Here is a 19680-nt window from a genome sequence, read left to right as displayed (position 1 = left end):
TTTCCTTACACATAAAAAACAAAAACGGCCATGGTCAGAAGACGATAGCCGTTAGCTTTTTATGCATAGACCTCGCCTTCCGGCAAGGTCTCACTTACAACCACGAGGGTTGCCCGGCGACCGGATGCGGTATTGCACGCATCGTAATGACGATCCACCGGCGAAGAAGTTACTCCCCTTTGCAGGTAACAAAATATGTCAGACCATCGGTTTCGTCAATGGCCTGCGCCGTTTCATTACACAGCTTTACGCGATAACTTCCGCGCTCACGCCGTCTGCCGGGAACACCACGCCGGTCTGACGGCGGATCTCCGTTTGCAGCTTCGCCGTGGTGCGGCTCACCGCAAGGCCTGGGTGATTCACTTCGTTGTCTTCCACCAGACGGGCGAAGACCTCTGCCTCATAGAGCATAGTGTTAATATGCTGAGGCTGCGTCAGCTCCTGCGCTTTGCCGCCGCGCGGGACAAAGCTCACCTTCTGGCACTCGGAGATCTTCTCGATAACCAGCGAGCCCGCTTCGCCCTGAATTTCGCTCGGCAGGACAGAATCGCTCACCTTGGAGTGCTGCAGCGTCACGCTGAAATCACCGTAATCCAGCACCGCGACACCGTGCGCATCCACGCCGCTCTCCAGCAGGCTGGCGGTGGCCGTGACGCCGTGCGGCTCGCCCCACAGGGCCACGGCAGAGGCCAGGCAGTAGAAACCGATATCCATAATCGAGCCGTTCGAGAAGGCCGGGTTAAAGGTGTTCGGGTTCTCGCCATCGAGATAGCGCTGGTAGCGCGACGAGTACTGGCAGTAGTTGATAAACGCTTTGCGCACTTTGCCCACCTTCGGCAGGGACTGCTGCAGCAGCAGGAAGTTCGGCAGGCTGGCGGTTTTGAACGCTTCGAACAGCACCACCTGGTTTTCGCGGGCAAGCGCGATGGCCGCTTCCACTTCTTCGATGTTCGACGCCAGCGGCTTCTCGCAAATCACATGCTTTTTATGGCTGAGGAACAGCTTCGTTTGCGGGAAGTGCAGGGCGTTCGGGCTGGCGATATAGACCGCGTCAATGGCGTCGCTTTGCGCCATGTCATCAAGCGAGGTGAAGAGATGCTCGACGAGGTAATCGTTGGCAAAACTCTGCGCCTGCTCAAGGCTGCGGGAATAGACTGCGGTAAGTTTCAGTTTGCCGGTTTCGTGGGCGGCGTCGACGAACTGGCGCGTGATCCAGTTCGTTCCAATGACTGCGAAACGTATCATAAACGTTTACGTACTCCGTAGCGGGGAACCTTTAGCCACTGTAGCACGTCATCATGACAATTCGCGTGCGCTATTCCGCATTACCTTTTAACGATAAATGCGTAAGCCACAGCCGGGTATCAAACTCCAGCTGGTGGTACTGCGGCTCCATATGGCAGCACAGAGAATAGAACGCTTTGTCGTGCTCTTTCTCTTTCAGGTGTGCGAGCTCGTGCACCACAATCATCCGCAGAAAGGCTTCCGGCGCGTTGCGAAAAACCGTCGCGACGCGGATCTCCGCCTTGGCCTTCAGCTTGCCGCCCTGCACGCGGGAAACGGCGGTGTGCAGGCCGAGCGCGTTTTTCAGCACGTGGATCTTGTTGTCGTACATCACCTTGTTGATCGGCGGCGCGCTCTTCAAATACCGGTTTTTCAGATCCTGCGTATACTGCCAGAGGGCTTTATCGGTCGCGAAATCGTGGGTGCCGGGGTAGCGTTTTTCCAGCACCGCGCCGAGCTTTTGCTCGGCAATCAGGCTGCGAACCTGAGAAAGTAAATGCTCCGGGTAGCCCTGGAGATAAGTAAGTTGGTTCATCAACGCCCCAAATCGACAATAAAACGGGTATACTCACGCACCCTTTTCAGGGATACGCCAAATTTTACCATTCAGGAGGGCCGATGAGCCACTTAGACAACGGTTTCCGTTCACTCAACCTTAAACGTTTCCCGGAAACGGACGACGTTAACCCGCTTCAGGCGTGGGAAGCGGCGGATGAATATCTGCTGCAGCAGTTGGATGAGACTGAAATCCGCGGCCCGGTTTTGATCCTGAATGACGCCTTCGGCGCGCTGGGCTGCGCCCTGGCGGAGCACACGCCGTACAGCATCGGCGATTCCTACTTAAGCGAGCTGGCGACGCGTGAAAACCTGCGCCATAACGACATCGACGAATCCAGCGTGAAGTTCCTCGACAGCACCGCGGACTACCCGCAGGCGCCGGGCGTGGTGCTCATCAAAGTGCCAAAAACCATGGCGCTGCTGGAGCAACAGCTGCGCGCGCTGCGTAAGGTCGTCACGCCAGAAACCCGCATCATCGCGGGTGCCAAAGCGCGCGATATTCATACTTCGACGCTGGAGCTGTTCGAGAAAGTCCTTGGCCCGACCACCACCACGCTGGCCTGGAAAAAAGCGCGCCTGATCAACTGTACGTTCGCCGCACCCGAGCTGGCCGACGCGCCGGACACGCTGAGCTGGAAACTGGAAGGGACCGACTGGACCATCCACAACCATGCGAACGTCTTCTCCCGTACCGGTCTGGATATCGGGGCGCGTTTCTTTATGGAACACCTGCCGGAAAATCTGGAAGGGGAAATTGTCGATCTGGGCTGCGGCAACGGCGTGATTGGCCTGACGCTGCTGGCGAAGAACCCGGAGGCCAGCGTGGTGTTCAGCGACGAATCGCCGATGGCGGTGGCCTCCAGCCGTCTGAACGTGGAAACGAACATGCCGGACGCGCTGGACCGCTGCGAGTTTATGATCAACAACGCGCTGTCGGGCGTAGAGCCGTTCCGCTTCAACGCCGTGTTCTGTAACCCGCCGTTCCACCAGAAGCACGCCCTGACGGATAACGTCGCCTGGGAGATGTTCCACCACGCGCGCCGCTGCCTGAAGATTAACGGCGAGCTGTACATCGTGGCGAACCGCCACCTGGACTACTTCCACAAGCTGAAGAAGATTTTCGGTAACTGCGTCACCATTGCGACGAACAATAAGTTTGTGGTGCTGAAGTCGGTGAAGCTGGGACGTCGTCGGTAAGATTGTTTTGCCCGGTGGCGCTTCGCTTACCGGGCCTACAATGGCCTCGAACCCGTAGGCCGGGCAAGCGAAGCGCCGCCCGGCTATGCCCTAGATCGCCAGAGCTAACTTCGTCCCCTGCGCAATTGCCCGCCGCGCATCCAGCTCCATCGCCACGTCGCACCCGCCGATCAGATGCACCGTTTTACCGGCCTCGCGCAGCGGATCCGCCAGATCCCGCTTCGGCTCCTGCCCGGCACACAAAATCACATGATCCACGCGCAGCAGCTGCGGCTCGCCGCCGATCGTGACGTGCAGCCCGTCGTCGTCGATCTTCTGGTAGCTCACCGCCGGGATCATCTTCACCCCGCGCGAGAGCAGGGTGGCGCGGTGGATCCAGCCGGTGGTTTTCCCCAGCCCTTCGCCCGGTTTGCTGGCTTTACGCTGCAGCATCACGATCTGGCGCGGGCTTTTCGGCAGCTGTGGCCCTTCGGGTCGCAGGCCGCCGGACTGGCTGAGGCTGGTGTCGATACCCCATTCCACGCAGAATTCGGCAATGTTCTGGCTGGTGGCTTCGCCCGGCTGGCTTAAATACATCGCGGTGTCAAAACCGATCCCGCCGCAGCCGATAATCGCCACCTTCTCGCCAACCGGCGCTTTGTCACGCAGCACGTCGAGATAGCTCAGCACTTTTGGATGATCGATACCCTCGATCGCAGGCGTGCGCGGTACGATCCCGCTCGCCAGGATCACCTCATCAAAATCAGTCAGATCCGCCGCGTGGACAAACTGGTTAAGCCGCAGCTCGACGCCCGTCAGCTCGATCATCCGGCGGTAGTAGCGCAGCGTTTCGTAGAACTCCTCTTTGCCGGGGATCTGTTTGGCGATATTAAACTGCCCGCCAATCTCCCCCTGCGCATCAAACAGCGTCACGCCGTGCCCGCGCGAGGCGGCATTGACCGCAAACGCCAGGCCTGCCGGGCCAGCGCCCACGACGGCCAGGCGTTTTTTATTGACCGCCGGAACGATCGGCATTTTGGTTTCATGGCAGGCGCGGGGGTTAACCAGGCAGGAGGTGACCTTCCCGACGAAGATCTGATCCAGACAGGCCTGATTACAGCCGATGCAGGTGTTGATCTCATCCGCACGGCCGCTTTGCGCTTTCGACAGCAGCTCGGCATCCGCGAGGAACGGGCGCGCCATTGAGACCATGTCGGCGTCGCCGCGTGAAATCACATCGTCCGCCACCTGCGGATCGTTAATGCGGTTGGTGGTGACCAGCGGAACGGACACTTTTCCTTTCAGCCTGCGCGTTACCCAGCTGAACGCCGCGCGCGGCACCGGCGTGGCAATAGTGGGAATGCGCGCCTCGTGCCAGCCAATCCCGGTATTGATAATCGTGGCGCCCGCGGCTTCTATAGCCTGCGCCAGCTGCACGGTTTCGTCAAACGTCCCGCCGCCCTCCACCAGGTCGAGCATCGACAGGCGGAAGATGATGATAAAGTCCGCACCCGCACGTTTACGTACCGCGCGCACCACCTCCACGGCAAAGCGCATCCGGCGGGCATAGTCGCCGCCCCATTCGTCGTCGCGCTGGTTGGTGCGGGCGGCGAGGAACTCGTTAATCAGGTAGCCTTCGGAGCCCATCACCTCAACGCCGTCATAGCCCGCTTCACGCGCCAGCGCGGCGCAGCGGGCGAAGTCGTCAATCAGCGCCAGGATCTCGTCGTGGCTCAGAGCATGCGGAGTGAAGCGGTTAATCGGCGCCTGAATGGCCGATGGCGCAACCAGATTCGGCTGGTAGCTGTAGCGTCCGGTGTGCAGAATTTGCAGGGCGATTTTACCGCCCTCGTTGTGTACCGCGTCGGTCACAATGCGGTGATGCGGCAGCTGTGCTGCATCGTTCAGGACCGCACCGCCCTCCATGCCGACGCCGGAAGGGGAAGGGGCCACGCCGCCGGTGACAATCAGCGCCACCCCGTGGCGCGCGCGCTCGGCATAGAAAGCTGCCAGACGCTCGGCCCCGTCCGGATGCTCCTCGAGCCCGGTGTGCATCGAGCCCATCAACACGCGGTTTTTGAGTGTGGTGAACCCCAGATCGAGAGGGGCGAATAACGACGGGTAGCGGCTCATAGTCTCTTCCAGTGTAAAATTATTGTTATGTGGTCGGATGAGTTACTAATTTAGCCAGCGGCAGCGGAAAGGTAAAAGCGGGATCGAATGATTGTGATAGATCTCAAAGAACTTCCCCGGTGGCGCTGCGCTTACCGGGGCTACAAAACCCCAGGACAGATAAGCGTAGCGCCATCCGGCGTTATTTACGGCGCCGCTGCCCGCACCAGCCCCGGCGCCTGCCACATCGACGTGGTCAGTCCGCTGTCCACCAGCCCGAGCTGGTCCGCGTATACCGCCTGCCATTTCTGCATCATGCCGTCGTACAGCTCGCGGTGCGCCGGGTTTGGCGTGAACTCGCGGCTCCATTTCACCAGCCGCTCGCCCGTCGAGGCCATATCGGCAAACAGCCCCGCGCCCGTACCCGCGGCAATCGCGCAGCCCAGCGCCGTGGCTTCTTTCACTTCCGGCACGCGCACCGGCAGGCCCGTGACGTCGCTTAAAATCTGGCTCCACAGGGCACCTTTTGACCCGCCGCCCGCAAACACCAGGCTCTCAAACGTCACGCCGGAAAAGCGTGAAATCTGCGCCAGGTTGCAGGCCGAAACAATCGCCGCGTTCTCTTCCAGGGCGCGGAACAGCGTCGCTTTATTGCATTTTTCCGGGTCGATGGAGAGGTTAATAAACGACGGCGCGGCGTGGTACCACTGCTTGAAATGCATGGCGTCGGAGAAGATTGGCATTACCCCGTGGGAGCCCGCCGGCACCCGGCTGGCCATCTCTTCCAGCAGGGAATAGGTGTCCATCCCCATCCGCTCGGCAATCAGCTTTTCCTCCGCGCAGAAGGCGTCGCGGAACCAGCGCATGGTCAGCCCGGTAAAGAAGCTGATCGACTCCGCCTGCACCATGCCGGGGATGACGTGCGGATTCACGCGGATGTTCATGTCGGGGTCGGTGCGTACCTGCGGCAGATTGACCACCTGCTGCCAGAAGGTGCCGCCCAGCACCGCCGTTTGTCCGGCGCGAACCACGCCCAGCCCCAGACAGCCCAGCTGCACGTCGCCGCCGCCCATCACCACCGGCGTGCCTTCGCGCAGGCCGCTCTGCTGCGCGGCCTCCCGGGTTATAGCACCCAGTACGGTGCCGGTCTCTTTTACCGGAGAGAGAATATCGGCACGCAGCCCGGCCATGTCGAGAAGCGCCGGACGCCAGTCGCGGGAGAAGAGATCCAGCATGCCGGTGGTGCCCGCGTTCGACGGGTCGACCGCCAGCTCGCCGGAGAGCTTCGCCGCCAGCCAGTCGCTGATCATGGTGATAGTCGCGGCCCTGCGGTAAATATCCGGACGATGGTGCGCCAGCCACAGCAGGCGCGGCATGGCGCTCAGCGCCAGCGTCTGGCCGGAGACGTCATACACTTCGGATTCAAAACGGTTGTCGTGGATCTCTTTGAGTTCGGCCACCTCGCGGCTGGCGCGGGCGTCGACGTTGGCGCAGGCCCAGATGGCCTCGCCGTTACGGTCGTACAGCACGATCCCTTCGCGCATTGAACAGCAGGCGACGGACTGGATATCTGCCGCGCTCAGGCGCGCACGCTCCAGCGCCTGATGAATGCACCGGCAGGCCAGCTGCCAGTTGGTCTCGAGGTCAAACTCCATCGAGCCCGGCACGTTCTCCACGCTCAGGTGCTTCCACTCGGCCTGGCCGACGGCAATCTGGTTGCCCTGCAAATCGAAAATCACGGCGCGAACGCTGCCGGTCCCTGCATCTAACGCTAAAAGGTAACTCATGAGCTTGCCTCGCTGTTAGCGCAGGGCGGGCTCTTATTTGGCCAGAGCCAGCACCGCGCGGGCTGTCGTCTCTTCCGTCACCAGGCCATTGATACGGCGACCCTTCAGTGCGGCATAAATCGCATCGGCTTTCTCTTCCCCGCCGGCCACGCCAACGATGGTGGGCAGCTGCGCCAGCTCATCAAGCGAGACGCCGAGTAATTCTTTGTGGATCTCCAGCTCCTCAACGCACTCCCCTTCGGCATTGAGGAAATAGCCGAGAATGTCGCCGACCGCCCCTTTGCGGGCGTACATCAGCTGCTCGCCTTCGCTGATGTAGCCGGAGCGCAGGATGGTGGCATCACGGCGCTGGTTCACTGAACCAATGCCAACCACCGCGACGTCGGCGGCGGTGGCGGCGAGGATAACGTCCCGCACGCTGGTCTCGCGCTTTAAGATCCCGGCCACTTCGGCGGAAGACACGCGAAGCGGGGCGGGGATCATGCTGACGCTGCAGGCCGCATCCAGCTGGCCGATACCGGTCATGTACGGCCCGACGCCGCCGGACAGCGTCACGAGGCGGATCTGCTGCGAGCTGATAAAGCCGCTCAGGTGCTGCAGGCTGCTCATGGTGGTTTCACCGAACCCCACCGCCAGCAGCTGGCCGGGCTCCAGCACGCCCATCAGCGACTGCGCCGCGCCAATGCCCAGCCGCACGTTCATCGGCGGCGTATTTAGGGCAGGCATCACGCGCACCAGCTTCAGGCCAAAGCGCTGCTGTAGCTCGGTTTCCAGCGACAGGCAGCCCTCGTAGCGGGAGTTAATCTGCACGCGGATCACCCCGGACTGGCGGCCTTTCTCCAGCAGGCGGGAGATTTTTAATCGCGGCAGCCCGAGGCGTTCGCCGATATCGTTCTGGGTCAGCCCGTCGTGGTAGTAGCACCAGGCTACGCGCGCCACCAGCTCCTCTTCCGCCAGCGCCAGTCCGGCAAACCGTCCTTCTTCCGCAGTGCGTTTATCGCTCATAGTTGAACTCTTATAAAAATTTAGATCATATGTTCGTGATGGCGCGGAGGGAAAGTGTGAGCCACGCGACAAAACGGATCATTTCGATCGTTTCTGGTTTATCTGAATCTCAATCGATAAAACTGTGATCCCTGCACGGTTGTAAATATAGTTCACCGTCTACGCTTTTGAACATTATTAAATCTAAAAATCATTTGTTCAATAGCGGAGCGATGATGATCCCACTTCTCGACGCGCGAAGTATCAGCAAGCAGTTCTCAGGCGTGCCGGTTCTAAAAGGCATTGATTTCACGCTGCTTGCGGGCCAGGTGCACGCGCTGATGGGCGGGAACGGCGCGGGAAAATCGACGCTGATGAAGATCATCGCCGGGGTCGAGACGCCGGATGAGGGTGAACTTTCCGTCGAGGGGCAGTCATATGCGCGGCTGACGCCCGTGCAGGCGCACAGGCTCGGCATTTACCTCGTGCCGCAGGAGCCGCTGCTGTTCCCCAACCTGACGGTGCGGGAAAACATCCTGTTCCGCCTGCCGCGCGAACGCGATCGGGAAAAGCGGCTGGCGGAGAAACTTGAGCAGCTGCAGTGCCGGCTGAACCTCGACGCCGCCGCCAGCACCCTGGAAGTGGCGGATCAGCAGATGGTGGAGATCCTGCGCGGATTAATGCGCAACGCCCGGATCCTGATCCTCGACGAGCCCACGGCCTCCCTCACGCCGGGTGAAACTGAGCGGCTGTTTCGTCAGATCCGCTCTCTGCAGGCGCTCGGCGTCGGGATCGTGTTTATCTCGCACAAGCTGCCGGAAATTCGCATGCTGTCGAGCCACGTCTCGGTGATGCGCGACGGCGCGGTGGTGCTCAGCGGTGAAACCGCGCAGTTTGACGATAGCGCCCTGATCGCCGCCATGACGCCGGTAAGCCGCGAGAAATCCCTCAGCGATACGCAAAAGCTGTGGCTGGCGCTGCCGGGCAACCGTCGCACCCAGCCGCAGGACTTTCCGGTGCTGCGGGTGGAGGATCTTACCGGGGAAGGGTTTATCGATCTCAGCCTTGAGATCTACGCCGGGGAGATCGTCGGCCTGGCCGGGTTGGTAGGCTCCGGGCGCACCGAGTTTGCCGAAACGCTCTATGGCCTGCGGCCTGTGCGCGGGGGGCGCGTCTGGCTGGAGAACCAGGACATCACCGCCGCACCGGTAAGTTCACGTCTGGACAAAGGCCTGGTCTACCTGCCGGAAGACAGGCAGGTGTCCGGCCTGTTCCTCGACGCGCCGATCCGCTGGAACACCGTGGCGCTGAACGAGCCGTCGCTCTGGCAGCAGCGGAAAAGAGAGTCCGCGGTGGTGGAGCGCTATCACCGGGCGCTGGGGATCAAGCTCAACCATGCGGATCAAACCGTGCGCACGCTCTCCGGCGGCAACCAGCAGAAGGTGCTGCTGGCACGCTGTCTGGAAGCCAACCCGTTATTGCTGATCGTCGATGAACCGACGCGCGGGGTGGACGTCTCGGCGCGTGCGGATATCTACCAGCTTATCAAAAGCGTGGCGGCGCAGAACGTGGCGGTGCTGATGATCTCAAGCGATCTCGATGAGTTTCCCGGCCTTGCCGATCGCGTGCTGGTGATGCACCAGGGCGTACTCAGCGGCGAACTGCCGCGCCATGCCGTCAGCCTCGATCGCATGATGGCGCTGGCGTTTGGAGGGCAATCATGAAGATCTTACTGAAAAACCGCGAGCTGAGCGCGTTTCTCGCCATTCTGGCGCTGTTCGCCGTGCTGGTGGCGCTCAATCCGTCGTACCTGAGTTTGCAGACGCTGGGGATGATCTTCGCCAGCTCGCAGATCCTGATCCTGCTGGCGATCGGCGCGGCGCTGGTGATGCTGACCCGCAATATCGACGTCTCCGTGGGGTCGACCGTCGGGCTGTCCGCCATCGCCGTCGGCGTGGCGCTGAACAGTGGCTACAGCCTGCCCGTTTCCATTCTCTTCGCGCTGTCAGTTGGCGCGCTGGCGGGGGCATTCAACGGTTTTCTGGTGGTGGGATTACGCATCCCGGCGATTGTCGCCACCCTCGGCACGCTGGGGCTGTACCGTGGAGCGATGCTGCTCTGGACGGGCGGAAAGTGGATTGAAGGGCTGCCGCCGGGGTTGAAATCCCTCTCTGAGCCTGCGGCCATCGGCGTGTCGCCCCTTGGCATGGTGGTGTTGATTATCGTGGTCACCGGCGCGTGGACGCTGTCGCGCACCGCGTTCGGGCGTGATTTCTACGCGGTGGGGGATAACCTCGCCGCCGCGCGCCAGCTGGGCGTGGCGGTGAATCGCACCCGCATGATCGCCTTTACCCTGAACGGCCTGCTGGCGGCCTGCGCCGGGATCGTCTTTGCCGCGCAGATAGGCTTCGTGCCCAACCAGACCGGCAGCGGGCTGGAGATGAAGGCCATTGCCGCCTGCGTACTGGGGGGCATTTCACTGTTGGGCGGCACCGGCACGCTGGTCGGTGCTTTCCTCGGCGCGTTCTTCCTCACCCAAATCGATACCGTGCTGGTGCTGTTCAGGCTCCCGGCGTGGTGGAACGACTTTATCGCCGGGCTGGTGCTGCTGGGCGTGCTGGTGCTCGACGGGCGTCTGCGTCAGGCACTGGCGCGGCATCAGCGGGCGCTGAAGTACGGTCGTTTCCAGCCGGGCAACAGAGGGGGAAAGCACGTCACCCCCTTTCCCAAACGTAAAAAAGAGGTGGCGTAAATGAGGCTTAACTGGGAAAGCGCGCTGCTCATTTTGCTGGTGCTGGAGATCCTGCTTTTCGGGGCCATCAACCCGCGGATGCTCGATATCAGCATGCTGCTGTTCAGCACCAGCGACTTCATCTGCATCGGTATTGTGGCGCTGCCGCTGACGCTGGTGATCGTCAGCGGCGGGATCGACATCTCCCTCGGCTCGACCATCGGCCTGTGCGCGATTGCGCTGGGGGTGATGATGCAGGCCGGGTGGCCGATGGCGGTCGCCGTTCCGCTTACGCTGCTGCTGGGTCTGCTGTGCGGGCTGGTAAACGCGGCGCTGATCCACTACACCGGCATCAGCCCGCTGGTCATTACCCTCGGCACGCTCTACCTCTACGGCGGCGGCGCGCTGCTGCTCTCCGGCATGGCGGGCGCGACGGGCTACGAGGGCATCGGCGGTTTCCCGGACAGCTTCACGGCGTTCGCTAACCTCACGGTGTTGGGTCTGCCGATCCCATTGGTCTTGTTCGCGGTAATCTCCGTCTTCTTCTGGCTCATTACCCACCGCGGGCGCTTTGGCCGTCATCTGTTCCTGATTGGGCAGAACCCGCGCGCGGCGCGCTATGCGGCGCTGCCGGTGAACGGCATGCCCTACGTGCTGTACGGCCTGGTGGGCGTGGCCTCGGCGATTGCCGCGCTGGTGATGGTCTCCTATTTCGGCTCCGCGCGTTCGGATCTGGGGCGCGATCTATTAATGCCTGCGCTCACCGCCGCCGTGCTCGGCGGAGCCAATATCTACGGCGGGTCAGGTTCGGTTGTCGGTACGGCGCTGGCGGCGCTGCTGGTGGGGTACCTGCAACAGGGTTTACAAATGGTCGGCATCCCCAACCAGGTGTCGAGCGCGCTGTCGGGGGCGCTGCTGGTTGTGGTGGTGATGGGGCGTTCGCTGAGTCTGCACCGCGAATGGGTGCGATCTCTCTTTAGAAAACTATCCGGAGCGTAAGATGAAAACAAAACTGCTCGTCCTGGCAATGGCCCTCAGCTTCGCTTCGGCGCAGGCGGCGGACCGCATTGCCTTTATCCCGAAGCTGGTGGGCGTCGGCTTCTTCACCAGCGGCGGCAACGGTGCGAAAGAGGCGGGGAAAGGTCTTGGCGTGGACGTGACCTACGACGGCCCAACCGAGCCGAGCGTCTCCGGCCAGGTGCAGCTCATCAATAACTTCGTCAACCAGGGCTATAACGCCATTATCGTCTCCGCCGTGTCGCCGGATGGGTTGTGTCCGGCGCTGAAGCGCGCGATGCAGCGCGGCGTCAAGGTTCTGACCTGGGATTCCGATACCAAACCGGAGTGCCGCAGCATCTACATCAATCAGGGGACGCCGGAACAGCTGGGCGGCCTGCTGGTGGAGATGGCGGGCAAGCAGGTCACCAAACCGAACGCGAAAGTGGCGTTCTTCTACTCCAGCCCGACCGTCACCGACCAGAACCAGTGGGTGAAAGAGGCGAAGGCCAAAATCGAGAAAGACCATCCCCAGTGGCAGATCGTCACCACCCAGTTTGGCTATAACGACGCCACCAAATCGTTGCAGACCGCCGAAGGGATCTTAAAAGCCTATCCGGATCTGGATGCGGTCATCGCCCCGGACGCCAACGCGCTTCCTGCTGCCGCGCAGGCGGCAGAAAACCTGAAGCGGGAAGGCGTGGCGATTGTCGGGTTCAGCACGCCGAACGTGATGCGCCCGTACGTTGAGCGCGGCACGGTGAAGGCCTTCGGCCTGTGGGACGTGGTGCAACAGGGCAAAATTGCGGTCAATGTCGCCGATCGTTTGCTGAAAAAAGGCGATCTTAACGTTGGCGACAGCGTGGACGTGAAAAATATCGGGACGCTGAAGGTCGAGCCGAACAGCGTGCAGGGCTACCAGTATGAGGCGAAGGGCAACGGCATCGTGCTGCTGCCGGAACGCGTGGTGTTCACCAAAGAGAACATCAGCAAATACGATTTCTGACGGGGGAGCAAATGGCTGATTTAGACGACATCAAAGACGGCAAGGATTTTGGCATCGGCACGCCGCAGCAAAATGTGCCGTTCACCCTGAAGGGCTGCGGCTCGCTGGACTGGGGCATGCAGTCGCGGCTGGCGCGCATCTTCAATCCGCAGAGCAACCGTACGGTGATGCTGGCCTTTGACCACGGCTACTTTCAGGGGCCGACTACCGGCCTTGAGCGTATCGACCTCTCTATCGCGCCGCTGTTTGGTGAAACCGACGTGCTGATGTGTACCCGCGGCATCCTCAGGAGCCAGGTGCCCGCAGCGACGAACAAACCGGTGGTGCTGCGCGCCTCCGGCGGTAACTCGATTTTGGGCGAACTGTCCAACGAGTGCGTGGCGGTGGCGATGGAAGACGCCCTGCGCCTGAACGTCTGCGCGGTGGCGGCGCAGGTGTACATCGGAAGCGAGTTTGAGCATCAGTCGATCAACAACATCATCAAGCTTGTCGATGCAGGGGCGCGCTACGGCATGCCGACGCTGGCGGTGACGGGCGTGGGGAAAGAGATGGCGCGTGACGCTCGGTATTTCTCGCTGGCAAGCCGCATTGCCGCCGAAATGGGGGCGCAGTTCGTCAAAACCTACTACGTGGATGAGGGTTTTGAAAAAGTCACCGCCAGCTGCCCGGTGCCGATCGTTATCGCGGGTGGCAAAAAGCTGCCGGAGCACGAGGCGCTGGAGATGTGCTGGCGCGCGATAGACCAGGGCGCGTCCGGCGTGGACATGGGGCGCAACATCTTCCAGTCCAGCGCGCCGCTCGCCATGCTGAAGGCGGTGAAGAAAGTGGTGCACGATAACTGGAATGCCCGTGATGCGTTCCAGTTCTGGCAGGAAGAGAAACAGGGAGAAGCAAAATGAACGTGACGCTGGTAGAGATCAACATTAAGCCCGAGCGGGTGGACGAGTTTCTGGAGGTGTTTCGCGCCAACCATGAGGGCGCAATCCAGGAGCCGGGGAACCTGCGTTTTGACGTATTGCAGGACCCGAGGGTGAAAACCCGGTTCTTTATCTACGAAGCCTATAAAGACGAAGAGGCGGTGCTGGCGCATAAGCAAACCCCGCACTATCTCGCGTGCGTGGATAAGCTGGAGGAGCTGATGTCGGAGCCGCGCAAAAAACGCAGCTTTGTCGGGTTATTGCCGGAGTAATGGTCTTGCCCGGTGGCGCTGGCTTACCGGGCTTTTGAGGAAAAGGTGGAATGGTTTTGTAGGCCGGATGAGCGTAGTCCGCCCGGCTTTTGATTTTGCTTTACTGCGCTTTTTTGGCTGCGTCCTGCATCTCTTTCATTTTTTGTGCGGCCGCTTGCTGGCTTTGGCGTAGGTTTTCGCTCGCGGCAACCAGAAACTCAGGATGATTAGCCAGGTAGATAGATATCGCTTCACCCATTTTTTCCGGATGGGCGGTAAAGTAATCCTCGGCGATTTTGCCGATTTCCGTCTTCTGCTCAGCGGTAAACTCAGCGGCCTGGCTCAGCGCCGGTGCGGTCAGTGTGACGAAAACGGTCAGAACGAGGAAGGGGTGCTTTATGAAAAACATGATGGGTACTCATTTCAGATTAAGGATGTTAACCACGGGCGGCATAACCCGGCCATAGTCGTTTATGGTTTGCCAGCGTATTTCGCAGCGAGGCGCCTTCTGGCACTCGTCCATTGTTCGCTGGCTAAAAGGGGCAATGATGCCCGCGTTATCAATGGATTTGTTGTTAATACGCGTCTGGAAGAGCGTCACGTAGTAGGGGGTCGGGTTCTTCACCACGAGCTGGTTTGCTGAATATGACCAGAGGATTTCCCGATACGCGTTTTCTGGATTGCCGTTTAATCCCTCAGGGCGATAGAACACTTTGAAGCTTGAACGTACGGCCATTTGCACGTTGTCGCTGCTGGTTTTACTGGCTGGAATGGTTGAGATGCTGAGGGTGAAAAGCGTTTCACGGTCAGCAGGCAAACCCTCATCGGCACGAAAAATCCTGATGCTATTTTCGCGTCCGCCCTGTAGTGCAAAAAGCGCGGGCGTTGCAACAAGCGCCGAGGTCGCCTGGGGGGCAGAGGTTGCCCCTGGCCAGTTTCCGCCAGCATAAATTTTTGCGCTGACCAGCCAGGGAAGCGTGGATTTATTGCGCACTGAAACGGTAATGGAGTGCTGTTTTTCAGGATAGACGAAGCGTGTCCCCCCTATCACGACGCCTGCATGCGCAAAAGAGATGAACGTTAAGAGTGCTAAAACAGGGATCAGGATGCGCAGTTTCATCACGGTGTTATCAGGCATAAGTCAAAATAAAGGTTGCTGCAGCATTGGCTGTTCCAGGCGATACAGCGCCTCCGTCAGCAAGATAACGGGCATAAAAATCAAGGGTGGCAGTAAGCTGGTTATTTGACAGCGTAAACAGCTGGCTTTCATCGCCCAGCGGTATAAGCGTTTTGTCCGGATTATAAATACCGATAGCCACGCCGCTGGCATAACCCGGACCGCCTGTCAGCGAAAGCAAATCTGCGTTGCCCTGATTGGGTGTGCCTTCAAAATGGGTACTGATGTTATTCAACCCTGCGCCGCAGTTTTCAAGATTGATAGCAAAATGTTCCCATGGCGTATTATTTTTCTGGTTCGTAAATTGCCCTGTGGCGACGTCGCTCATACGAACGATAAGATTTTCCGAATCAGGCGATATGATGCAGGTTTTGCTTTTTACGGTGCCTACAATATAAACGGTCCCGTCGTGCGCCATTGTACTCGCACTGCCCAGGTGCATCAGAATAATGCAGAAGAAAAATAACCGGAGAAACGGTTTCATTCATATTCCTTACTGATAAAGCAGGTCAAAATACATAACGGCAGTCGCATTTCCTGACGTCACAACGGGCAGCGTGGATTTATAGTGCAAATAAAACGTGAGCGTGTTATCCCCCGGCAGCAGCGGATAAAGCGAGGACTCCGTATTATTGATCGGTATTGGGGTGCGATTGGAATCCAGTAGCTCAACGCCGAGGCCCGTTGCCATCCTGCCAGGCGTTCCCTTTCCGTTATCTGAAAGTGCCAGCAATGTCGGGTTGTTCGCATCCACATTCCCGGTAAACCAAACTTTGGTGCCGGTAATGGCGCGGGTGCAACCTTTCAACGTGATATCAAACTTTGTATCCGGCGTTGTGGTGCCAACCGACGGGAAATCATCCGCGGTAAAGTCACCGAGTTCGACCGTCTGCTCAACGCTGCCTGTGTCGACGTTGCAGGACTCCCCCACGATGGTGCCGATAAACTGAACATTGAAACTGTCATTATCTGCTCTGGCGGTCTGTAAGGACAACGCCAGATTTGCCAGCAGAAACAGGAGAAAATAGCGCTTTTTCATCACCCAATCCTTATGCGAAATCAACGCGTAACAAGGCCAGAGCGGTGAACACGCCCAGTTCCGGGGAATTGCCCGTTGTGCTGATAGGATATGCTTTCAGCGTCACGTTGGCCTTGCCCGCCTCATCAGTCGTAAAAGGTGCGCTACTTGAAAAGACATTCGGTTTCAGTATGTTGTCTTGCTCATTGGTAACCACGACGGCAACATCAGGATTATCCGATGCCAGCGCTTCCGGGTAGCGAGGGTCCGATGTGCCCATAACGCGCAAGGTTAATTGTGCCGGCGAGTTCACGTCAGCATTACATTCAATGGGCACATTGAAGGTTTTGGGTTGAGCGTTGTCCGGCATCTGCCCGGCGCGCGTAAAATCACCGTGATAAAGAGAACCCAGATCCACCGTTACGGTTTGCCCGGCATTAATGACGCAGTTTTGCGGCACGGTAATGACGCCACTGTAGGTAATCTGGTAGACAATATTGGTCAGGCGATCGTTATTCGTCGTGGTGACGTACACATTGAACATCAATTTTGGCGGGATAACCACGGTGCCGATAAAAGGCCTGACAATTTGTAATTTAAAGATCAGGTCATTATCGTTGACCGGGAAAACGCCGCCAGTATCCACCTCATCGTGGCCGCCCATGTGAACGTACTCAATGGGGGGATAAAACTCACCAATGGTTGCGTCATTTATTTTCATGGCGCCAATAATATAATCCGGGTCAAGCTGGAGATATTTCCATTCACCATCCGTTTTGACGACCGGAAAAGGGCTCAAATAGGAGCGATAGGTGCGTTTTTCCCACTCACCCGGTGGACAGATGGCGTTAACCTGCACATCCTGATTTTTTTCCAGCTCTGTGGAGCCACCTTTAATGTTCTGATTGGTGTTCAGCGTGGTGGTCAAATCATAGTTAACAATCGAGATGCCACCGTTAGCATTTTTACAAATATCGGCTATTCCCTCAGGTGAGAATGCCAGCCCGACCACATAAAATAAAATCATCCATAATTTCATTTATATACACTCCGTTTTCAACCGCAGCAGCGGCTGTTTACTTTCAGGTAATTGATACTTCACGCTACATTGCTTGTCTGACCCTTCACCCCACTGAATTTTCAGCGTTCCCGCCGGGCTCAGGCCAGAGAGATAGACCTCTCCGTCTTCACCCACAATCGTATCGCTGCCATTGTCATCACGTGACACCATGGCGCCGAAAGGAACGGGTTTGCCCCGATGGGTTAAGGTCATTAACGCACGCGTACCAGGCCGGGCTTTGAAGGTTGCACGCACAACCGCGCCACGGGTTGGGACCACATTGGTTACGGCATCATCGATATCCATATCGTCAGCCAGTGAGTTGATGTCCAGTGCCATGCGGTTGAGATGATACGAGGACGCGTAGGGAACCACGGCATAGCCTCTCCAGTCGGTATGAATACCCGGCTCGTTTTCGACCTTGACGTTACTCGCGCCCGGAGCGGCAATCAGCACGTTGGTATCACCCAGCGGCTGGCTAAAGGTGATGCCATTCCGGTGAGCAATGACGCCGCCGCTCAAACCGTAGTTCACCTGCTGGTAGTCGCCGTTTCCGCTGTAGTTATAGCCCACGTTCGCATTGCCATAGGCGCTATCGTATTCAAGACTGCTGGAGCCTTGTGATTTGGTCCCCTGGCTTGAATACCCTTCCTGAACGCTGTAGCTCAGGTTGTTATCCTCAAGCAATGTGCCGTTGATCCCGGCACTTTGCGAGGTTTCACCCTTTTTGTCGGTGCTGATGTTGTAGGTGGCATAAGCATAGTTATGCTTCTGGCTGACATCGTTTTGTGGACGCAGCCACAGGCTCAATGGCAGCGACAAATTCAGCGCGTAAATCTCGTCGCTTTTCGACATGCCCGGTGATTTGTTGTAGTTGTAGGACAGGCTGTAGGACACATCTTTAATGGTCCCGCTAAAGCCTACCTGGAGTAGCGTATTTTTTTCATCGGTATGCCAGTAGGTCTGTTGGCTGCCCGTGACAAAGAGCGAACCAGCATGACCAAGCTGCTGAGAGATGTTGAACTGAACCTTTCCTCGCTTGGTGTAGTACAGATTGTAATAATCCATCCAGGGATTTTGCTGTTCGGTATCGTTGTCCTCGTGGTCACCTGTGTAGCCGCGCATTTGCTTATAGGCTGTTTCATCCAGGGAATAGAATCCCGAGGTCGAGTACCGGTAGCCCAGCAGCTGAAAGTTAGTGCCGAGGCCGTTAAGGGATTTTGCATACAGAAAACGGATCGATTGCCCTGAATGCGTGCTGTCATCCGCCAGCGTGCTCTTCGCGTGAGTCACATCCGCAGAGATAGCGCCCAGTTCACCCATATTCAGGCCGGTGCCGAATGCCAGCGAGTGGTAATTGTTGGTTATCTGCGATCCGCTATACAGCGTGAAGCCATGCGAAAGACCCCAGATTAGAGACCCCTGAACGAAATTAACCTCATCCTGTTGATCGCTGCTGCTGCGGTATTCGGCCGCTGTTAATGCGTACTTTACGCGGCCTTCACGCTGGAGTACGGGAACGGTGGAATACGGCACGGAATAGCTGTTGATGCTACCGTCAGATTCTTTTACCTCAACACTGAGGTCACCGCTTGAGGACGTGGGAAACAGGTCGCTAATCGCAAATGCACCCGGTGGAACATAGCTTTGATAAATGGTGTAGCCATTTTGCTTAATGGTTACCTGAGCATTGCTTTTTGCGATACCACGGATCGTGGGCGCGAAACCCTTCAGGCTATCGGGCAGCATATTGTCATCAGAGGCGATTTGCGCACCGCGAAAAGGGAGGCTGTCAAATACGTCTGATGGGGTGTAGCTGTCGCCCAGCGTCAGTCTTCCTTTCAGCGGAATGACCGCGCGTTCAACATAGGTATTAATGTGCTGCCAGTTGTCGCTGCGTGAGTCATCGCTGTTGTGATAATTCCAGCTTGAGTAATCCCTTAACCGCCACGGGCCAAGGTTCAACCCGCTGTTAAGCCCGAGGAAATAGCTTTTACTGGTTGAGTTGCTCTCCCCCCGATCGCGGCTACGAGAGCCGGTGAAGTTATAATTCAGCAGGAGGACATTAATGCCTTCATCCCATTGTTCAGGCGGAATATATCCGCGTGCGCTATTCCTCAGGGCGGCTTGCGGGATACTGATATCCAGCCGCTGATGCTCAAAATCAAAGGTGGTTGATGAGGCGGGAATGATTGACGCAATATCAATACAGCTGTCCGTTTTTTCCGCCGTCAGCGCAGGAAACGCCTGAAGGTTAACGCCCAGGTTTTCCAGCGCTTTTGCTGATAAACAGGCGGTCAGACCGGTATCATCCGCCTGCGGTTGTGCCGTCGACGCCGTATTTCTTGCCGTAAAGGTGATATCGCGAGTCGCCACAAACGCCCCGTTAAGCCAGAGATCGACACGATAGACGCCTGGTGCCTGGCCATTGGTGGAAAACCGCGACAGGTCAGCAACGGCAGAGGGATCGCTAGACAAAAATGCCGGGTTGAAAAAATATTCTGCACTTGCATCTGATGGCGATAGCAATCCTGCTATCGCCATCGCCACTGGCGTAAGGGATGTTAAAGAAAATGTGCTAAAAATCAGTGAAGTATTACGTTTCATCTCTTTTCCCTGCAGT

General features: G+C 58.3%; 18 protein-coding genes. 7 read left to right on the top strand and 11 right to left on the bottom strand.

Annotated elements, in window-relative coordinates:
- Positions 1–246 precede the first annotated feature (246 nt).
- The gene (locus ACEPLT_RS19455) at positions 247–1245 is read right to left on the bottom strand and encodes a Gfo/Idh/MocA family protein (RefSeq protein WP_021242366.1); all 999 of its coding nucleotides are present in this window, start codon (positions 1243–1245) and stop codon (positions 247–249) included.
- 70 nt (positions 1246–1315) lie between these two features.
- Positions 1316–1819, bottom strand: a complete 504-nt coding sequence (locus ACEPLT_RS19450; RefSeq protein WP_008503152.1) for a YgjP-like metallopeptidase domain-containing protein — start codon at positions 1817–1819, stop codon at positions 1316–1318.
- 83 nt (positions 1820–1902) lie between these two features.
- On the opposite strand from ACEPLT_RS19450, the gene rlmG reads away from it, so the two are divergent.
- Positions 1903–3039: a 23S rRNA (guanine(1835)-N(2))-methyltransferase RlmG gene (gene rlmG / locus ACEPLT_RS19445; RefSeq protein WP_008503153.1), complete on the top strand. Its 1137-nt coding sequence runs from the start codon at positions 1903–1905 to the stop codon at positions 3037–3039.
- Positions 3040–3129: 90 nt separating this feature from the next.
- On the opposite strand, the gene ACEPLT_RS19440 is transcribed toward rlmG, so the two are convergent.
- From ACEPLT_RS19440 to lsrR, 3 genes are all read right to left on the bottom strand, one after another.
- Positions 3130–5151: an NADPH-dependent 2,4-dienoyl-CoA reductase gene (locus ACEPLT_RS19440; RefSeq protein ID WP_032653528.1), complete on the bottom strand. Its 2022-nt coding sequence runs from the start codon at positions 5149–5151 to the stop codon at positions 3130–3132.
- 185 nt (positions 5152–5336) lie between these two features.
- Positions 5337–6917, bottom strand: a complete 1581-nt coding sequence (gene lsrK, locus ACEPLT_RS19435; RefSeq protein ID WP_106105408.1) for an autoinducer-2 kinase — start codon at positions 6915–6917, stop codon at positions 5337–5339.
- Between the two features lie 33 nt (positions 6918–6950).
- Complete coding sequence (lsrR, locus tag ACEPLT_RS19430) at positions 6951–7922, bottom strand: transcriptional regulator LsrR (protein ID WP_008503156.1); 972 nt, start codon at positions 7920–7922, stop codon at positions 6951–6953.
- Between the two features lie 215 nt (positions 7923–8137).
- Here lsrR and lsrA point away from each other — a divergent pair, with 215 nt between their 5' ends.
- Genes lsrA through lsrG form a run of 6 tightly spaced genes read left to right on the top strand, consistent with a single transcriptional unit; the run spans position 8138 to position 13823 of the window.
- Positions 8138–9625, top strand: coding sequence for an autoinducer 2 ABC transporter ATP-binding protein LsrA (lsrA, locus tag ACEPLT_RS19425; protein WP_063616144.1), 1488 nt, complete (start codon positions 8138–8140; stop codon positions 9623–9625).
- A complete protein-coding gene (gene lsrC / locus ACEPLT_RS19420) occupies positions 9622–10653 on the top strand; it encodes an autoinducer 2 ABC transporter permease LsrC (RefSeq protein WP_095428750.1) in 1032 nt (343 codons plus the stop codon). The genes lsrA and lsrC overlap by 4 nt, the downstream gene beginning before the upstream one ends.
- Positions 10654–11631 (top strand): autoinducer 2 ABC transporter permease LsrD, encoded by a 978-nt coding sequence (gene lsrD, locus ACEPLT_RS19415; RefSeq protein ID WP_232927463.1) that lies wholly within the window; start codon positions 10654–10656, stop codon positions 11629–11631.
- Between the two features lies 1 nt (position 11632).
- Complete coding sequence (gene lsrB / locus ACEPLT_RS19410) at positions 11633–12634, top strand: autoinducer 2 ABC transporter substrate-binding protein LsrB (RefSeq protein ID WP_232927462.1); 1002 nt, start codon at positions 11633–11635, stop codon at positions 12632–12634.
- An 11-nt stretch (positions 12635–12645) separates the two neighbouring features.
- Positions 12646–13533: a 3-hydroxy-5-phosphonooxypentane-2,4-dione thiolase gene (gene lsrF / locus ACEPLT_RS19405; RefSeq protein WP_032675525.1), complete on the top strand. Its 888-nt coding sequence runs from the start codon at positions 12646–12648 to the stop codon at positions 13531–13533.
- Positions 13530–13823 (top strand): (4S)-4-hydroxy-5-phosphonooxypentane-2,3-dione isomerase, encoded by a 294-nt coding sequence (gene lsrG, locus ACEPLT_RS19400; protein WP_008503162.1) that lies wholly within the window; start codon positions 13530–13532, stop codon positions 13821–13823. The genes lsrF and lsrG overlap by 4 nt, the downstream gene beginning before the upstream one ends.
- A gap of 100 nt (positions 13824–13923) precedes the next feature.
- On the opposite strand, the gene ACEPLT_RS19395 is transcribed toward lsrG, so the two are convergent.
- From ACEPLT_RS19395 to ACEPLT_RS19370, 6 genes are read right to left on the bottom strand one after another with little or no spacing between them, the layout of a single operon-like run.
- Entirely contained in the window at positions 13924–14211 is a 288-nt protein-coding gene (locus ACEPLT_RS19395; protein ID WP_021242358.1) for a hypothetical protein, read from the bottom strand.
- 9 nt (positions 14212–14220) lie between these two features.
- Entirely contained in the window at positions 14221–14922 is a 702-nt protein-coding gene (locus ACEPLT_RS19390) for a fimbria/pilus periplasmic chaperone (RefSeq protein WP_046092490.1), read from the bottom strand.
- A 10-nt stretch (positions 14923–14932) separates the two neighbouring features.
- Positions 14933–15463: a fimbrial protein gene (locus ACEPLT_RS19385; RefSeq protein WP_023294617.1), complete on the bottom strand. Its 531-nt coding sequence runs from the start codon at positions 15461–15463 to the stop codon at positions 14933–14935.
- Between the two features lie 9 nt (positions 15464–15472).
- Positions 15473–16018, bottom strand: a complete 546-nt coding sequence (locus ACEPLT_RS19380; protein ID WP_023326134.1) for a fimbrial protein — start codon at positions 16016–16018, stop codon at positions 15473–15475.
- Between the two features lie 10 nt (positions 16019–16028).
- Positions 16029–17036: a fimbrial protein gene (locus ACEPLT_RS19375; RefSeq protein WP_232927461.1), complete on the bottom strand. Its 1008-nt coding sequence runs from the start codon at positions 17034–17036 to the stop codon at positions 16029–16031.
- Positions 17037–19664 carry a fimbrial biogenesis usher protein gene (locus tag ACEPLT_RS19370; RefSeq protein ID WP_447088309.1) on the bottom strand — a complete coding sequence of 876 codons (2628 nt, stop codon included), beginning with the start codon at positions 19662–19664 and terminating at the stop codon, positions 17037–17039. It abuts the gene before it with no gap.
- Positions 19665–19680: the final 16 nt, after the last annotated feature.

The organism is Enterobacter sp. fkY84-1, assembly GCF_052974705.1.
This window is presented reverse-complemented; position numbering and strand designations above follow the sequence as displayed.

Bases quoted from the DNA above. Each gene is read 5' to 3' on its own strand.
- ACEPLT_RS19375 (WP_232927461.1), bottom strand. From the start codon at position 17,036: ATGAAATTATGGATGATTTTATTTTATGTGGTCGGGCTGGCATTCTCA.
- lsrB (WP_232927462.1), top strand. From the start codon at position 11,633: ATGAAAACAAAACTGCTCGTCCTGGCAATGGCCCTCAGCTTCGCTTCG.
- lsrA (WP_063616144.1), top strand. From the start codon at position 8,138: ATGATCCCACTTCTCGACGCGCGAAGTATCAGCAAGCAGTTCTCAGGC.
- ACEPLT_RS19380 (WP_023326134.1), bottom strand. From the start codon at position 16,018: ATGAAAAAGCGCTATTTTCTCCTGTTTCTGCTGGCAAATCTGGCGTTG.
- rlmG (WP_008503153.1), top strand. From the start codon at position 1,903: ATGAGCCACTTAGACAACGGTTTCCGTTCACTCAACCTTAAACGTTTC.
- ACEPLT_RS19440 (WP_032653528.1), bottom strand. From the start codon at position 5,151: ATGAGCCGCTACCCGTCGTTATTCGCCCCTCTCGATCTGGGGTTCACC.
- ACEPLT_RS19450 (WP_008503152.1), bottom strand. From the start codon at position 1,819: ATGAACCAACTTACTTATCTCCAGGGCTACCCGGAGCATTTACTTTCT.
- ACEPLT_RS19385 (WP_023294617.1), bottom strand. From the start codon at position 15,463: ATGAAACCGTTTCTCCGGTTATTTTTCTTCTGCATTATTCTGATGCAC.
- ACEPLT_RS19455 (WP_021242366.1), bottom strand. From the start codon at position 1,245: ATGATACGTTTCGCAGTCATTGGAACGAACTGGATCACGCGCCAGTTC.
- lsrG (WP_008503162.1), top strand. From the start codon at position 13,530: ATGAACGTGACGCTGGTAGAGATCAACATTAAGCCCGAGCGGGTGGAC.
- lsrR (WP_008503156.1), bottom strand. From the start codon at position 7,922: ATGAGCGATAAACGCACTGCGGAAGAAGGACGGTTTGCCGGACTGGCG.
- lsrF (WP_032675525.1), top strand. From the start codon at position 12,646: ATGGCTGATTTAGACGACATCAAAGACGGCAAGGATTTTGGCATCGGC.
- lsrK (WP_106105408.1), bottom strand. From the start codon at position 6,917: ATGAGTTACCTTTTAGCGTTAGATGCAGGGACCGGCAGCGTTCGCGCC.
- lsrD (WP_232927463.1), top strand. From the start codon at position 10,654: ATGAGGCTTAACTGGGAAAGCGCGCTGCTCATTTTGCTGGTGCTGGAG.
- ACEPLT_RS19395 (WP_021242358.1), bottom strand. From the start codon at position 14,211: ATGTTTTTCATAAAGCACCCCTTCCTCGTTCTGACCGTTTTCGTCACA.
- lsrC (WP_095428750.1), top strand. From the start codon at position 9,622: ATGAAGATCTTACTGAAAAACCGCGAGCTGAGCGCGTTTCTCGCCATT.
- ACEPLT_RS19390 (WP_046092490.1), bottom strand. From the start codon at position 14,922: ATGAAACTGCGCATCCTGATCCCTGTTTTAGCACTCTTAACGTTCATC.
- ACEPLT_RS19370 (WP_447088309.1), bottom strand. From the start codon at position 19,664: ATGAAACGTAATACTTCACTGATTTTTAGCACATTTTCTTTAACATCC.